6 protein-coding genes and 1 tRNA gene are annotated in these 16,814 nt (G+C 72.8%); 6 read left to right on the top strand and 1 reads right to left on the bottom strand.

Annotation, left to right across the window (positions count from 1 at the left end; genetic code table 11):
- Positions 1-576: 576 nt before the first annotated feature.
- Genes AC068D_RS03570 through AC068D_RS03545 form a run of 6 tightly spaced genes read left to right on the top strand, consistent with a single transcriptional unit; the run spans position 577 to position 16,222 of the window.
- Positions 577-7,797, top strand: a complete 7,221-nt coding sequence (locus AC068D_RS03570; RefSeq protein ID WP_478821248.1) for an SDR family NAD(P)-dependent oxidoreductase — start codon at positions 577-579, stop codon at positions 7,795-7,797.
- A gap of 1 nt (position 7,798) precedes the next feature.
- Entirely contained in the window at positions 7,799-12,790 is a 4,992-nt protein-coding gene (locus tag AC068D_RS03565; RefSeq protein WP_478821247.1) for a beta-ketoacyl synthase N-terminal-like domain-containing protein, read from the top strand.
- A complete protein-coding gene (locus tag AC068D_RS03560) occupies positions 12,787-13,110 on the top strand; it encodes an acyl carrier protein (protein WP_478821246.1) in 324 nt (107 codons plus the stop codon). Before AC068D_RS03565 ends, AC068D_RS03560 begins: the two co-directional genes overlap by 4 nt.
- A 3-nt stretch (positions 13,111-13,113) precedes the next feature.
- Positions 13,114-13,950: an alpha/beta fold hydrolase gene (locus AC068D_RS03555; RefSeq protein ID WP_478821245.1), complete on the top strand. Its 837-nt coding sequence runs from the start codon at positions 13,114-13,116 to the stop codon at positions 13,948-13,950.
- On the top strand, positions 13,947-15,155 hold the full coding sequence (locus AC068D_RS03550) for a glycosyltransferase (RefSeq protein ID WP_478821244.1): 1,209 nt from the start codon (positions 13,947-13,949) through the stop codon (positions 15,153-15,155). The genes AC068D_RS03555 and AC068D_RS03550 overlap by 4 nt, the downstream gene beginning before the upstream one ends.
- Positions 15,152-16,222, top strand: coding sequence for a class I SAM-dependent methyltransferase (locus AC068D_RS03545; protein ID WP_478821243.1), 1,071 nt, complete (start codon positions 15,152-15,154; stop codon positions 16,220-16,222). Before AC068D_RS03550 ends, AC068D_RS03545 begins: the two co-directional genes overlap by 4 nt.
- 255 nt (positions 16,223-16,477) lie before the next feature.
- Here AC068D_RS03545 and AC068D_RS03540 read toward each other — a convergent pair.
- Positions 16,478-16,551 (bottom strand) — tRNA-Pro (locus AC068D_RS03540).
- Positions 16,552-16,814: the final 263 nt, after the last annotated feature.

Raw genomic sequence — 16,814 nt, 5'->3', positions numbered from 1 at the left:
AGCCGGAAGCGGAATCCAACATCCCGGCAGCACCGAGGCGGCCGGAAATCTGCCTCCACGGATACGCCAGACTCTTTTCCGCCACTCCCCACAGGCCGGGGCCAAGGAAAGCGCCCGGCCCCCACGACGCCACCCGCACCCGGTGGACCGCCACCACCGCAAGGCGTCTGACGAGTCATCAGAAGATCTTGAATTCGATATTGACAGTCCACCACGGACACGAAAGGATGGCGGGCCGCGCCGCCGGTCCCCCCTTCTCTCCCCCACATACCCACCCCCACACCCACCCCCCGACATTTCCCTGCGGAATTCCACGGCGGACCCGGGCCGCGAGACTTCATCCTCGCCGCCCGATTTCGCCGTGTCCGCATTCCTGCACTGCATCGACTCATCGGAACAACGGAACCGCGGCGCCTTTGACCGATGGTTGACCGATCAGTAACTCGACGCTATCTTCAAGCCGTTCGGCCGATGGCCCGAATTTTTTCTCGTGGTATTGCGAGACTCCGCACATCCTGCGCTTCTGATTGACCGAAATTTAACCTCCGGGCAACGCCAATGCTTATTCGGAGAATTATGACGTCGGCAGAGCACGTCGTGGACCTGGTCATCGGAACAACCCCCTTCGGTGAGCCGGATGCCCGTCTCGCCGCCGCGGTGTGCCGCGCCGGCGGCCTGGGGGTGCTCGACCTGGGAACCGGGGACCGCAGAGCCAGGGACGCCCTTGCGTCACTGAGCCGTTGGGCTCGGGGCCCCTACGGGGTGAGGATCGGACCGCACTGCCGGCTCGGCCCCCACGAGCTCGGCCGGGCCACGGGCGACCATCGGCCCGGGACCGTCGTCCTCGCCCCCGGATCGGCCTGGCGGATCGATGCCGTACCCGCGGGATGCCGCGTGCTCGTCGAGGTCACCGGTCTGGCCGAGGCCGCCCGCGCCGCCAGCGCCGGGGCCGGGGGCCTGATCGCCCGCGGCAGCGAGTGCGGAGGGCCCATCGGGGAACTGAGCACCTTCGTCCTGCTCCAACAGCTGCTCGCTGCCGAGGAGTTACCTGGAATCCCGGTGTGGGCCTGCGGAGGCATCGCACCGGGAACCGCAGCCGCCGCAGTCGTCGGCGGAGCCGCCGGAGTGGTTCTGGACACCCAGCTCGCGCTGCTTGACGAGTCCGGTGTGCCCGAGCATGTGGCGGCACTGCTGCGGACGATGGACGGCTCGGAGACGACCGTGGCCGACGGCCGGCGGACGCTGCGCCGACGTGGCAGGCGGGCTCCGGACCCCGTCGGCGGCAACGACACAGCCGGCAACGACAACGCGCACAACGGCCTGCTCGAAGGCGGCGGCCACAAGAGCCCGGAGACCGGTCTCCCCGTGGGCCAGGACGGCTTCCTGGCCGCGCGTTTCGCCGAGCGGTACGGCGACACCGGCCGGGCCGTCCGCGCCGTCACCACTGCCGTACGGGACGCCGTCCGCAAGGACACCGCCCTGCAGTCACTGCGGCCCGGCTCGCCGATGGCTCTGGCACTCGGCACCCGGCTCCCGGTCGCCCAGGGGCCGATGACACGGGTCAGTGATCATGCGGACTTCGCCGCCGCCGTCGCGGACGACGGGGCCCTGCCCTTCATCGCCCTGGCACTCGCCGGCGGTGAACAGTCACGGTCGATGCTGGAGAAGGCCCGGCACATCCTGGACGGCCGGCCGTGGGGTGTCGGCATCCTGGGCTTCGCGCCGGAGGAGACACGTGCCGCCCAGCTGGAGGCGGTGCGGGCGTGCCGCCCCAGCCACGCCATCGTCGCCGGCGGCCGGCCCTCGCAGGCGCAAGCACTGGAACAGGCCGGGATCAAGGCGTTTCTGCATGTGCCGTCACCCGGCCTGTTGCGGCAGTTCCTCGACGCGGGCGCCCGGCGGTTCGTCTTCGAGGGCGCCGAGTGCGGCGGCCATGTCGGCCCCCGCAACAGCTTCCCGCTCTGGGAGGCGCAGCTCGCCGTGCTCGAGGACTTCATCGACGGGATACGGCAGGGTGCGGACGAAGCCACGGCACGCAGCACCGCCGAGCAGATCGAAGTGTTCCTCGCCGGCGGCATCCACGACGAGCGCTCCTCGGCTATGACCGCCGCGCTCACCGGGCCACTCGGCGAACGGGGCTGCGCCGTCGGCGTACTGATGGGCACGGCCTATCTGTTCACCGAGGAGGCAGTGGAGCACGGCGCCGTACGCCCGCTGTTCCAGCGGCAGGTCCTGCAGGCCGGGACCACCACCCTGCTGGAGACCGCGCCGGGCCATGCGACCCGCTGTGTGCCGAGTCCCTTCAGTGACGGCTTCCGGGCGTTGGAAGCGGGGATGCGGAGCGAGGGGCTCGGCGACCGGGAGATCTGGGAGCGACTGGAGCGCCTCAATGTCGGAAGACTGCGGATCGCGGCCAAGGGAACGGAGCGGACCGGAGACGGAGTGCTGGCCCCCGTCGACGAGGAACGCCAGCTGACCGAGGGTATGTTCATGGCCGGTGAGGTCGCCGTGCTGCGCTCTGCGACCACCACCGTGGCACAGCTGCACGCATCGGTGGTCACAGGTGCCGCCCGGTTCCTGACCGAGGCCGCGGAGCAACTGCGGCCCCGCCTCGGTATCGGCGGTCCCGGCGCGCGGCCGTCCGGTGACCCGGCGCCGCCCCCGCCGCTGGACGTGGCCGTCGTCGGGATGGCCTGCATGTTCCCGGGGGCCCCGGACCTCGCCGCATTCTGGGCCAATGTGCTCGACAACGTCGACGCGGTCGGCGAAGTCCCTCCCGAGCGCTGGGATCCGTCCGTGCACTGCACCGAGGCGGGTGGACAGGTCGCCTCCAGGTGGGGCGGGTTCCTGCCGCCCGTGCCCTTCGACCCGCTGCGCTACGGGATACCACCGGCCTCGCTCGGCAGCATCGAGCCCGTGCAACTGCTGGCCCTGGAGTCCGCCCGACGGGCGCTGGAGGACGCGGGGTACGGCGTGGGGGGCCGGGACTTCGACCGTATGCGCACGGGTGTGGTCTTCGGCGCCGAACCCGGCAGTGACCTGTCCAACGCCGCCACGCTGCGCGCCGTTCTGCCTTCGTACTACGGCAAGGTGCCGCAAGGACTCGAGGAGCAGCTGCCCGGGCTGACCGAGGACTCGTTCCCCGGCATGCTCGCCAATGTGATCTCCGGCCGGATCGCGAACCGGCTCGACCTCGGCGGGCCGAACTTCACCGTGGACGCGGCCTGTGCATCCTCGCTCGCGGCGGTGGACGTGGCGTGCAAGGAACTGGTCGCCGGCACCAGTGACCTGGTGCTGTGCGGGGGCGCCGATCTGCACAACGGCGTCAACGACTTCGTCCTGTTCTCGTCCGTGCACGCGCTCTCCCCGACCGGCCGCTCGCGGGCTTTCGACCGCTCCGCCGACGGCATCGCACTCGGCGAAGGCGTGGCGTGCGTCGTGCTCAAACGGCTGGCGGACGCCGAGCGCGACGGCGACCGGATATATGCGGTGATCAAGGGTGTCGGCAGCTCGAGCGACGGCCGGTCCCTCGGACTGACCGCGCCCCGCCCGGAGGGGCAGCGCGCAGCCCTGGAGCGCGCGTACCGCAATGCGGGCGCCTCCCCCTCCGAGGTGGGGCTGCTGGAGGCGCACGGGACCGGCACCGTGGTCGGCGACCGCACCGAACTGAACGTCCTCACGGAGGTGTTCGAGGCGGCGGGGGCGAGTCCGGGCAGTTGTGTCCTCGGGTCGGTCAAATCGCAGATCGGGCACACGAAATGCGCGGCAGGACTGGCCGGACTCATCAAGACCTCGATGGCACTGCACACCGCTGTCAGACCGCCGACCCTGCATCTGGAGCAGCCCAACCCCGCATGGGAGGACGGCCGCAGCCCGTTCGCGTTCCACCGGGAGGCGCTGCCGTGGGCAACCGCACCCGAGCAGAGGATCGCCGGACTGAGCGCGTTCGGCTTCGGGGGCACCAACTTCCACGTCGTGCTGAGCGCACACGGCGGCGCCGTGCCACCGGTCCACGGCAGGGACGCCTGGCCCGCCGAGCTGTTCACCTTCCGCGGCGCCGACGTCCCGGCGGCCCACCGGGCCGTCGAGGCGCTGCTGGAGCTCGCGTCGGCCGATGCGGACGGCCCGGGGCGATGGCGGTTGCGCGATCTGGCCGCGGCAGCCTCCCGCCGCAGCGCCTCGGGGCACGGTCCCGTACGGGTCGCCGTCGTCGCCACCGACCCGGCAGGGCTGTGCACGCAGCTGCGGCGGGTCCTGGCCGGTGAGCACGATCCGACGGCAGGCATCCACACCGCCGACGCGGACCCGGGGTCGGACGGCAGGGTCGCCTTTCTCTTCCCGGGCCAGGGCAGTCAGCGGCCGGGCATGTTCGCCGACGTCTTCGCGGCCTTTCCCGAGCTGCAGCATCTGCTCACCCTCGGCAAGGGCACCGCGGCGGCGCTGTATCCACCCGCGGCCTTCGACGACAACGGCAACGACCGTCTGCGGACCGCTCTCACGGACACCCGGGCCGCCCAGCCGGCTCTCGGAATCGTCGATCTCGCCGCGCATGCGCTGCTCGCCCGGTCCGGTGTCCACCCGGACCTGGCGGCGGGCCACAGCTACGGAGAGCTGGTCGCGCTGTGCACGGCCGGCGCCATCGACCCGGAGACCCTGCTGGAACTGAGCGCGGAGCGCGCATCCGCGATCCTCGCGGCGGCCGGCGACGAGCCCGGAGCCATGGCCGCGGTGTCGGCCTCCGCGCAGGACGTCGAACGGGCGCTGAGCACGGCCGGCCCCGGGGAACCCGGCAGCGGACTGGTCGTCGCCAACCACAACGCGCCACGCCAGTCGGTCGTCTCCGGCCCCACCTCGGCCGTCGACGCCGCGGTACGGCTGCTGCGCGAGGCGGGACTCGGAGCGAAACGGCTGCCCGTGGCCTGCGCCTTCCACAGTCCCCTGGTCGCCGGGGCGGCCGAGCCCTTCGCACGGGTCCTTGCAGAACACACCGTGCGGGCCCCCGAGTTCCCGGTGTGGGCGAACCGAACAGCCCGACCGTACGGACACGAACCCGACGCGATCCGCGCGGAGCTGGCGGCGCAGATCGGCGCACCGGTCCGTTTCATGGAGCAGATCGAGGCGATGTACGCGGCGGGGGCCCGGGTCTTCGTCGAAGCCGGGCCCGGGCAGGTCCTCACCCGCCTGGTCGCCGGCATCCTCGGCGACCGCCCGCACCGCACCGTCGCCTGCGAGCCCCGGCCCGGCAGCGGTCTGCCCGGACTGCTGGACGCCCTCGCCAGGCTCGCGGTGGCCGGGCTTCCGGTCCGTACCGACTGGATGTTCCGCGGACGTGACGCGGTGGACGCGAGCCGAGCCGCGATCGAGCGGCAGCCCGGCTGGACGGTCGACGGCCACCTGGTCCGGACCGCATCCGGCGGTCTTCTTCCCGGTGCGCTGGCACCGGCCCGACGTGTCGTGGAGACGACTGTGACGACGAACCACACCGAGGGGGCGGCCGACGGGGCAGCAGCCCGCCAGGACGCCCTGATCGCCGAATTCCTGCGGACCAGCCGGGAGATGGTCGCGGCGCAGCGCGATGTCCTGCTGACGTACTTCGGCGGACAGGCCGTCGCGGCGCCGGGCGAAGCCACGGCCGCGGGGCCTGCCGTACCCGCCGCGGTGCAGCCCTGGGCGCAGCCGTCGCCGGTGGCACCCGCCGCTCCGGCCACGGAAGCGCCATCACCGGGGCCCCGGGACGAGGTGTCGGCGTCACCGGCGATGCCGTCCGAGCAGGATCTGCTGCGCATGGTCGTCGAGATCGTCAGCGAACGCACGGGCTACCCGGCGGACATGGTCGAGCCCGGTCTCGATCTCGAGGCGGATCTGAGCATCGACTCGATCAAACGCACCGAGATCATCGGTGAGCTGGCGCGACGGCTGGTCGGAACAGGCGCCGTGGCCGCAAGTGCGGCGGCTCTGGACGACGCCGGGATGGAGGAGTTGGCGAAGGCGAGGACGGCTGCGGCGGTCGCGGCCCGGCTCGCCGCCCTCATGTCCTCCGGCACGGCTCAGGAGTCGCCCGGGTCTCCGCCAGGACCGGCTGCTGCGGAGAACGCCGCTGTCACCGGTGCCGGCGGAGTGCCGTCCAAGGCATCGCCCGCCGGCCCCGGACCGTTGTCCGGACGGGCCGCGGGGAACAGAGGCTCCGCGACGCCCGGCGCCGGCGAACGACCGTCCCCGGCACCCCTCGCCGCGTCCGGCACGCCCGGCACGCCCGGCACGCCACAGGCTCCCGTGGCGGCACCGAAGAGGTATCTGCAGCGCGCGGTGCCCCTGGCCGACGTCCCGGGGCAGGAAGCAGCATCCGCACTCGCCGGACGACGGTTCGCGCTGCTGGGCGACGGCGACGGCGAACTGGCCGGGACGGCCACCGCGCTCGCCGACCGGCTCGGCGAACACGGTGCCACGTCCGTCCGGTTCGGATCCGGACATCTGCTCGGCGAGCAGGACGGGCCGCTGGACGGTGTCCTCCTGCTCGGCCCACTGGCGGAGTCGGGGCCGCCGGTGCTGCCCGCCGCCTTCCCCGCCGTCCAGGCCGCGTTGCGGTGCCGCCCGGGCAGAATGATCGCGGTTCGGTACGCCGAGAACGGCCGCGCGGCCGTACGAGCGGCCGGACTGCGCGGTCTCTTCCGCACCGTCGCCCGCGAATTCCCGGACGTCGGCGCCGCCGTGATCGACCTGGACGGCGCACGGGACGAGCCGGGCACGAAACCCCTTCTCCGCACTCCCGACGCGGTGGCCGACGCACTGGTTTCGGAGCTGACCGCCCCCGCCGGCTCGGCGGTCGTGCTGCGCGGCCCCGACGTCAGGTTCGGGCTGGAACCGGCCGAAGTACCGCTCGGTCCGCTCGCCACGAGCGGGGCAGGACCTGCCGGCGACGGTGCGGCCGAAGCCGCAGCGCTCGGTCTCGACCGGGACTCCGTCGTCCTGCTCACGGGCGGCGCGCGCGGAATCACGGCCACGTTCGCCCTCGCACTGGCCACCGCCTCCCGGTGCCGCATCGAGCTGCTGGGCAGAACACCCGCCCCCGCCGGGCCCGAGGATCCGGCGACCGCGGCGGCCGGTGACCGGGCCGCCCTGCGCGCGGTCCTCGCTTCCCGCGGAGAGCACGGTTCCCCCGCCGAGATCGACCGCGCGGCCGAACTGGTCCTCGCCCAGAGGGAGATCACGGCCACGGTGGCCGCGCTCGAAGCCGCCGGCAGCACGGTCCGCTATCGGAGCGTGGACTGCCGGGAACCGGCCGTCGTGCTCCAGACGGTCAAGGAGATCCATGCCGAGCACGGCAGGCTGGACGGTGTGGTGCACGCAGCGGGTGTCATCGAGGACAGGCTGATCGAGGAGAAGTCGGCCGAATCGTTCCAGCGGGTGTACGGCACCAAGGTCTCGGGCGCCTCTTCGCTGCTCGCGGCGCTCGAGGAACTGCCCGACGGCCCCTCGTTCGTAGTCCTGTTCGGCAGCGTCTCGGCCGTGTTCGGCAACCGGGGCCAGGCGGACTACGCCGCTGCCAACGACGCACTGGAGACCCTGGGCGAACACTGGGCCACCCGCACCGGGCGCCGGGCGCTGACCGTGCACTGGGGGCCCTGGGCGCCCACCGGGGTGCACACCGGAATGGTGGGCCCGGAGCTGGCCCGCGAGTACGCGAGGCGCGGCATCACACTGATCGACCCGGAGGAGGGACCGATCGCGCTGCTGCGGGAGCTGGCCTGGGGCGACGAGACCACCGCGGCCGTCGTCCACACCGCATCGGAGTGGTGAGATGGACCGGGGCGCGACGAGCGACGACCGGCTGAGGGACATCGAGGGCCCGGGGTACCGGACCGTGCCCGTCGCGATCACCGGGATGGCGGTGCTGCTGCCCGGGGCACCCGACCTGGCCGCGTACTGGCGCAACCTGGTGAACGGCGTGGACGCGATCGGCGAAGTGCCCCAAGGCCGCTGGGACACCGCCTACTACAGCCCCGGTGCCTTCGCGGGGCCGTCCGCTGCGGACCGTGTCTACTGCCGGCGCGGGGGGTTCGTGGACGCGCTGGCGGACGTCGATGTGACACGGTTCGGGATCATGCCCAGCGCGGTGTCCGGCACCGAGCCGGACCAGCTGATCGCCCTGCAGGTGGCGGCGTCCGCCCTGGCCGACGCGGGCGGCGACGACCGGCTGCCCGGACGGGAGCGGATCGGGGTGGTCCTGGGGCGGGGCGGTTATCTGACTCCCGGGCTGGTCAGGCTGGACCAGCGGGTGCGCACGGCGGGTCAGCTCGTCCGCACCCTCGGAGAGCTGCTGCCCGAGCTGCACCCGGCCCAACTCGCACGGGTCCATGAAGCGTTCACCGAGCGGCTCGGACCGGACCGGCCCGAGAACGCCATCGGTCTGGTGCCCAATCTGGCCGCCTCGAGAGTGGCCAACCGGCTCGATCTGCGCGGCCCGGCCTACACCGTGGACGCCGCCTGCGCGTCCTCGCTCGTCGCCGTGGACCAGGCGGTCGCCGAACTCGCCTCCGGACGCTGCGACCTGATGCTCGCCGGCGGTGTGCACCACTGCCACGACATCACGCTGTGGAGCGTCTTCTCGCAGCTCCGCGCGCTGTCACCGAGCCAGCGCATCCGTCCGTTCCACAGGAGCGCGGACGGCATCCTCATCGGCGAGGGCACCGGGGTGGTCGTCCTCAAGCGGCTGTCCGATGCGGAACGGGACGGCGACCGTGTCTACGCGGTGGTCCGGGGAACGGCGGTGAGCAGCGACGGCCGTGCGGCCGGCCTGGTCAGCCCCGATCCGGGTGGCCAGATCCGCGCCGTGCAACAGGCGTGGCGCGCTGCGGGCATGGATCCGGCCCAGCCGGGTTCGGTCGGTCTGCTCGAAGCCCACGGCACCGCGACTCCTGCCGGGGACGCCGCCGAACTCACCACGCTCAGGGAGGTGTTCGGAGCGGACGGGACGCACCGGGGCGAAGCCGGTCGGCGGCCCGTGATCGGCTCGGTGAAGTCGATGATCGGTCATGCGATGCCCGCCGCCGGAGTGGCAGGACTGATCAAGGCCGCGCTCGCCGTGCATCACCGGATGCTGCTGCCGACCCTGCACTGCGACGAGCCGCACCCCGCGCTTGCACAGACCCGGTTCCGCCCGCTTGCGACGGCGGAGCCCTGGGAGGCGGGCGCGGGTCCACGCCGGGCCGCGGTCAACGCCTTCGGCTTCGGCGGGATCAACGCCCATGTGGTCCTCGAACAGGCCCCGGGCGCCCCATGGTTCGCAGGTGTGGCACCTGCGGCCCGACCCGGGCGGACCCCGCACACCCTGGACCCCCCGGTGCCGCCCGGAGCCACGGGCACCCGGGCGGCGGGCCCGTCGGGGAGCGCGGAAGGTCCGGGCTCTCCTGATACCCCGAGGAGTCCCGGCCTCTTGGCCGGTGCGCTCTTGGCCGGTGCGGTCCCGCTCGCGTCGGTGGCCGAGCAGGAGCGGGTGCTGCTGCTCGCCGCCGACACCCCGGAGGGCCTCGGGAACCTGCTGGACACCGACGATTCGGCCCTGCTCTCCACCGCCCCGGACCCGCATCCGGCACCGGCCCGCGGACGCAGCCGTCTCGGCATCGTGGACCCGACGCCCAAGCGGCTCGCGCTCGCGAGGCGGGCTGTCGCCAGAGGGCGGGCCTGGAGGGGACGCAACGACGTCTGGTTCACACCCGACCCGCTGCTGGGGGGCGCATCCTCCGGCCGTGTCGCGTTCGTCTTCCCCGGCCTGGAAGGCGAGTTCACGCCCCGCGTGGACGACGTCGCCGGGCACTTCGGGCTCGCCGCGCCGCCGACGTCCGGCGGGAACGGTACGGCGGAGGTCGGCGACGTCGGACGTCATGGGCTCGGTGTCGTCGCCGTGGGCCGGCTCCTGGATGCGGCACTGCGGCGCATGGGCGTCGTACCGGATGCGGTGGCGGGGCACAGCGTGGGCGAGTGGACGGCGATGGCCGCGGCGGGACTGTACGAGGAGCGGGCCGTCGACGAGTTCATGGCCTCGCTGGACCCGGACACGGTGACCGTGCCGGACCTCGCCTTCGCGGCCGTCGGTGCCTCCGCCGACCGGGTGCGGGCCGCGCTGGCGGCAGCCGGTGCGCCGGTGACCCTGTCCCACGACAACGCTCCCAGCCAGTCGATGGTGTGCGGGCCGCCGGACGCCGTCGAGGAGTTCGTCCGCTCGTTCCGGGCGCAGGGCGTGCTCTGCCGGGTGCTGCCGTTCCGGTCCGGTTTCCACACGCCGATGCTGGAGCCGTGCCTCGGACCGTTCAGGGCTGCGGCCGAGCGGTTCTCACTGCACCCGCCGAAGGTGCCGGTCTGGTCGGGGACGACGGCGTCGCCGTATCCGGCCGACGAGGCTGCGATTCGGGGGCTGTTCATCCGCCATCTGCTGGAACCCGTCCGCTTCCGGCAGCTGACGGAGGCTCTGCACCGAGCGGGATTCAGGGCATTCGTGCAGGTCGGAACGGGTCAGCTCGGCTCGCTGATCGGCGACACCCTGGCCGGCCGGGACCATCTGGTGGTTGCGGCCAATTCGCCGCACCGCTCCGGTCTGGCGCAGCTGCGACGCGTGGCGGTGGCGTTCTGGACGGAGGGCGCGGCGCTCTCCCCGGACGTCCTCCGCCTGCCCGTCACATCGGGGAGCGGGACCACGGGGCCCGGCCTGCCGGTCCGCCCGGCCCGAGCGACCGGCGCCGCCCCGCCGTTGCGGGACACCGCGGGGGCCAGGACGCCCCTGCGCCCAGCGCCGGTTCGGCTGGATCTGGGCGGTGCGCTGATCTCGCTCGGCCCGGACGTTCTCGCCGAGCTGCGCCCGGCACTCGCGGCCCGGGCGGGCAGGACGGCCGCCCCCGGAGCCACGACCCCACGGCCATCCGCAGCTGCGCCCGCATGGCCCGATGCCGCTCCTGTGGCAGGGGACGCGGCAGAGGACGCGGCCGCGGCGCAACGTTTCCCCGCCCTCGCCGAACTCACCGCACTGATGCAGGACACCGCCACGACCGCCGCCGAACTCATCGCCGCGGCCTCGCGGCCCGTCGGCCCCGGCCGCCCCGGCACGGCGGTCCGCCGCCCGGTGCTCGGGCCCCGGCGGTCCGCACCGGCCGCCGATCCGGCTGCGCCGTCCACGGCGGGTCCCGTACCCCGCCCGGCGTCGTACACGGTCCGGGTCGGACCGGGCTCCATGCCGTACCTCCTCGACCACTGCTTCTTCCGGCAGAGGCCCGGCTGGCCCGACGTCGCCGACCGCTGGCCGGTCGTCCCCGCGACCACGATCGTCCACCACCTGATGGAGTCGGCCGAGCGGTACTCCCCGGGCATGCGGGCGGTCGCCGTGCACGACGCACGCTTCGACCGGTGGCTGACCGCTGCCGAGCCGGTGGATGTGACGTCCGGCATCACGCCCGTCGCGCCGGGCCGCCTCGCCGTCACCTTCGGACCGCACGCCCGGGCCGAGGTCGGGCTCGCCGGGCAGTACCCGGCGCCGCCGTCCGCTCAGGTCCTGCGGGGGCCCTGGGAGGAACGGACCCCCGACCACAGGGCTGCCCAGTTGTACGACGAGCGCTGGATGTTCCACGGACCGGCCTATCAGGGTGTCACCGAACTCACCGCCATCGGCGGGTCCCATGTCCGCGCGGTCCTCACGACCCCGACCGCGCCAGGCGCGCTGTTGGACAACGTCGGCCAGGTCCTCGGGTACTGGATCATGGCGACGGCCGCCGAGCGGACCGTGGTGTTCCCTGTCGGCATACGGGACTTGCGGTTCTTCGGCCCGCCACCCGCGCCGGGCACACCGGTGGAGTGCCTGGTCCGTGTCACCTCCCTCACCAGCACCCTGCTCGAGGCCGATGCCGTGCTGACGTGCGGCGGCACGGTGTGGGCGGAGATCCGCGGCTGGCAGGACCGCCGTTTCGACAACGACCCGCAGACACGGCCGGTCGAGCGGTTCCCCGAGCGCAACACACTGTCCCTCGCCCGGCCCGATGGCTGGTCGCTGGTCCACGAGCGCTGGCCGGACCTCGCCTCCCGTGACCTCATCATGCGCAATATGCTCGGCGGCGCCGAGCGCGCCGCGTACGAGCAGCAACCGCCGCGTGGCCGCAGACAGTGGCTGCTGGGCCGGATCGCCGCGAAGGACGCGGTGCGCCGGTGGATGTGGGACCGGGGCGAAGGACCGGTGTTCCCGGCGGAGTTGGCGGTACGCAACGACGGGCGCGGCCGTCCGTACGTCACGGGACTGCACGGCCGGACCCTGCCGCCGCTGGCCGTTTCACTCGCCCACCGTGCCGAAGCGGCCGTGGCGATCGTGCGGGCCCGCCCGACGGACCAGGCACTCGGCACGGGCGCCTCACCCGCCCCCGGCCCCGGCATCGACATCGAGGAGATCGCCGAGCCGGCCGAAGCCACCGCGGCTGCGGCGTTCGGTGCCGGTGAACGCGATCTGCTGGCCGCGTGCCGCGCAGCCAGCGGCGAATCGGAGGCGCTCTGGTTCACACGGTTCTGGACCGCCAAGGAAGCGGCCGCCAAGGCGGAAGGAACCGGATTCGACGGCCGGCCGAAGGACTTCGCCGTTGTGGCGGTGCAGGAGGACCGGCTGACGGTCGAGGTCCGCGCCCACACCGGCCTGCCGGTGCGTACCCATCGCGTCCGCTGCGAGCAGGTCACCAATCCCCCGGGGCTTCCGTCACGCGCCTATGTCGTGGCATGGACCCCGGGTCCGGGACAGGACAGTGACGAGGAGGACGGGAAGTGACCACCAGTCAGTCGGCGGGCTCGTTACACGCGGACGAGGATGCGATCCTCGCCGACATCACGGCCATGATCGGGCTGGTCCTCGAGGACTACGGACTCGACGGGACCGAGATCGGGATGGACACCGGCTTCAGCCGGGACCTGGAGTTCGAGAGCATCGACCTGGTGACCCTGGCCGGTCATCTCGAGGAATGCTACGGAGGCACGGTCAATTTCGCGGAGTTCGTGGCCACCATGGAGCTGGAGGAGATCATCGGGCTCACAGTCGGCCGGCTCGTCGAACACGTCGCGCACTGCCTCAAGACCGCAGGGCCGGCCTGACCGATGGCGATCGTCGACGCCGGCGATGTCCGGCTGCATGTCCAGCGCCTCGGCCCCCGGGGCGGGCGGCCCGTCGCGGGCACCGCCGTTCTGCTGCACGGTCTGCTGACCGACAGTCTGGCCAGCTACTACTTCACCGTCGCCCCCGCATTCGCCGCGGCCGGACTGGATGTCGTGATGTACGACCAGCGGGGGCACGGCCGCAGCGAGCGGCCGGCCACCGGTTACAGCCTCGACGCCTTCGTCGGTGATCTCGGCACACTGCTCGATCGCCTGGAGGTCCCCGGGCCCGTCCATCTGGTCGGCAACTCCTTCGGCGGCACGGTGTCCTTCGGCTATGCCGTCCGCAGACCCGGCCGGGTGGCGAGCATCTCGGTCGTCGAGTCCGAGCCCGCGACCCCTTTCTGGGCGCACAAGCTCGCCGGGCTGCTGGACCGGGTCAGGCACGAGATGACGGCGAACGAGACGGACGCCCTGGACTGGATCGCCACCCACCGCGGTGGTCACACCGCCCGGCTGGCGAAGGCCGCGGGCCGGCTGGTGCGGGAGACCACGATCGCCCGTGACCTCACCTCCTGCGAGGTCCTCACCGAGGAGGCGATCCGTTCGCTGCACTGCCCCGTACTGGCGGTCTACGGCGGCGACTCCGACCTCGCCGAACAGGCGCCGCGACTGCGGGCCCTGCTCCCCCGGTGCCGGACCGTGCTGCTGCCCGGCCATGAACACTCCGTACTGGTGGAGGCACCGGGCCAGGTGCGTGATCTCGTACTCGACTGGATCCGGCGCCATCGTCACGACGATCCGCTGCCGGCCGCGTCCATGCAGGTGCACGCCCCATGAGCCGATTTCTGCTCGTCGTCCCTCCGCTCGTCGGGCACATCAATCCGCTCGTGGGCGTGGCTGCCGAACTGGTCTCCCGGGGCCATCGGGTCGCCTGGGCGGGTGTGCCGGCGATCGTTCACCGTCTCGCCGGGCCGGAGGCGGACGTCTTCCCGTGCGCCGTGTCCTGGGCCGAGGACGAGGTACCCACGAGACCGCCCGAGATCCGGGGGCCCGAGGCGCTGCGTTTTCTCTGGGAGCGGTTTCTGGTGCCGCTCGCGGATGCCATGGCCGAAGGCGTGAACGCGGCGATGGACGTTTTCGTCCCCGATGTGGTGGTGGCCGACCAGCAGGCACTGGCCGGGGGGCTGGTCGCGGAGCGGCTCGGCGTCCGATGGGCGACATCGGCCACCACCTCGGCCGAATTCGCCGATGTGCTGGCGGCCATGCCGAAGGTCGCCGCCTGGAACGACGGCCTGCTGAACGGTCTGCGGCAGCGGATCGGCGACCCGGGCGGATCGGCCGACCCGCGGTTCTCGCCCCGTCTGGTGATCGCGTTCACCACTCAGGAGCTGGCCGGGCGGCCGGCCCGGGGCGGCGAGCGGATTCGCTGGGTCGGTCCGTCCCTCTCCGCCCGGCCGTCCCCGGAAGGGTTCCCCTGGGACTGGCTCGATCCCGGGCGGGCGATGGTCCTGGTCACGCTGGGGACGGCGAACATCGATGTCGGTGCGCGCTTTCTCACCGAGTGCGCCGCGGCGCTGCGCTCACGGGCGGACCGGCTGCAGACCGTGGTCGTCGACCCCGGGAGCGTCCTCGGCGCTCCGGGCGCGCGCGGCCTCCCGGCGACCGACGTCGACAAGGACGTTCTCGCCGTCCCGGCCGTGCCGCAGCTCGCGCTCCTCGAGCACGCGGACGCCGTCGTCTGTCACGCCGGGCACAACACGGTGTGCGAGGCACTGTGGCACGGCGTCCCCCTGGTCGTGGCGCCGATCCGGGACGACCAGCCGGTCGTCGCCGCACAGGTCGCCGACGCGGGCGCGGGCGTCCGGGTCCGTTTCGGCCGGGCGACCGCGCCCAGGATCGGCACGGCCGTGGACACGGTTCTGCATGCCCCGGGGCACCGGGCCGCTGCCCGTGCGATCGGCGCGGCGTTCCGCGCGGCGGGCGGCGCGAAGGCGGCCGCGGCCCATCTTGAGGAACTCGCCCGTGAGGAGGACGACGTATGAACCCCGGTCCGCAGCAGACTCGTCGTGAGGCGGTGGCCGCTCTGCGCCCCCTGTACGAGGCCGAGCTGGCCGAAGGCCCGCAGGTGTTCTTCGAACCGATGCGCCACACCTGCCCGTGGTGTGGCTCCGCCCGGCTGAGCGGGCGGCTGCAGACCCCGGATCTGCTGCAGCACAAGCCCGGTACCTTCCGCGTCGACCGCTGCAACGCCTGCCGGCACCTCTTCCAGAACCCCCGTCTCAACTCCAGGGGGCTCGCCTTCTACTACCGCGACTTCTACGACGGGCTGGGCGAGCAGCAGCTCGGGGGCCTGTTCGGCAGCCGCACCAGGTCCTACCGACGCCGCGCGGACGCCCTGTTGCCGTACCTGGGCGATGCCAAGAGATGGCTCGACGTCGGCACCGGCCACGGGCACTTCTGCGAGGTTGCGCGCTCGGTCCTGCCGGACGTGGCCTTCGACGGGATCGACCAGTCGGACGGTGCCGTGCTGGCGGAGCGGGCCGGGCGGGTCGAGCGTGGGCACCACGGCAGCTTCACCGAGCTGGCACCGGGACTCACTTCGGAGTACGACGTGGTGAGCATGTTCCACTACCTGGAGCACAGCACGGATCCGCTCCGGGAGCTGGAGGCGGCACGGGCGGCATTGCGGCCCGGCGGCCATCTGGTGGTCGAGGTACCGGACCCGGACAGTCACTACGCCCGGCTGCTCGGCCGCTTGTGGCTGCCCTGGCTCCAGCCGCAGCATCTGCATCTCGTCCCCGTGGCGAACCTGCGCCGGGCACTGTCCGGACTGGGGTTCACGGTGGTGGCGGAGCAGCACGCCCAGGCACACGAACCCGTGGATCTGCTGGCGGCGACATGGCTGGCGCTGGACGAGGCGGCACCCCGGGACGACTTTCCCTGGCTGCCGGACCGGCCCGGCGCGGTCCGGCGTGCTCTGCGGACCGCGGTGCTGCTCGCGGGGGTTCCCGCGCTGCTGATGGCGACACTTATGGACCGGGGTATCGCACCGTTCGCGCACCGGTTCGGCTTGTGCAACGCATACCGTCTGGTGGCACGCCGCGAGTGAGTGCAGGGTCGGGGAACCGCCCTCGGGCCGTGTCCCCATGCGGGGCGGGCGGGCGACCGCGGCCGCCCGGCCGGGGACGTCCGTTTCAGTGACGACGGACCGCCCGACGGACAGGGTGCCCGGTCGGGAATCCCTCGGCCGCGTGAGGCGTCTGTGCGGGCACGGTCGTTCCCAGGTCCCCGCCCTGGTCTCCGGAAATGGGAAGGAGGCCGTGCGGATCACTCCGACACGGCCTCCGACCTGCGTTTTCACAAGTCGGGACGACAGGATTTGAACCTGCGACCCCTTGACCCCCAGTCAAGTGCGCTACCAAGCTGCGCCACGTCCCGTTGCCCGCCTGACCTGGGGTTTCCCCCGGCCGAACGCGCACGAGAACCATACCGCACTTCCCCGGGTGGTCACGAACCGATTGCCGGGCGACCTCAAGTGCGGTTGACGTCGTGCGGCGGGGACGATGACGAGGACGGGATTCGCCGCGATACGGGGCCACCGGGACCGGAGCGGTCCACCGGCATCGTGACGGGTGCCGGGAAGCGCGGCCCCGCCCGGCCTCCGGCCCCGATGCGCTCCGGGTCCTCCACGACGGGCACTG

It is taken from the genome of Streptomyces sp. NPDC043861 (assembly GCF_056435905.1).
The sequence above is the reverse complement of the archived record's forward strand: the minus strand, read 5'-3'. Positions and strand labels throughout refer to the sequence as shown.

Coding starts and splice junctions, on each gene's coding strand:
- AC068D_RS03570 (WP_478821248.1), top strand. CDS start 577: ATGACGTCGGCAGAGCACGTCGTGGACCTGGTCATCGGAACAACCCCC.
- AC068D_RS03565 (WP_478821247.1), top strand. CDS start 7,799: ATGGACCGGGGCGCGACGAGCGACGACCGGCTGAGGGACATCGAGGGC.
- AC068D_RS03555 (WP_478821245.1), top strand. CDS start 13,114: ATGGCGATCGTCGACGCCGGCGATGTCCGGCTGCATGTCCAGCGCCTC.
- AC068D_RS03550 (WP_478821244.1), top strand. CDS start 13,947: ATGAGCCGATTTCTGCTCGTCGTCCCTCCGCTCGTCGGGCACATCAAT.
- AC068D_RS03545 (WP_478821243.1), top strand. CDS start 15,152: ATGAACCCCGGTCCGCAGCAGACTCGTCGTGAGGCGGTGGCCGCTCTG.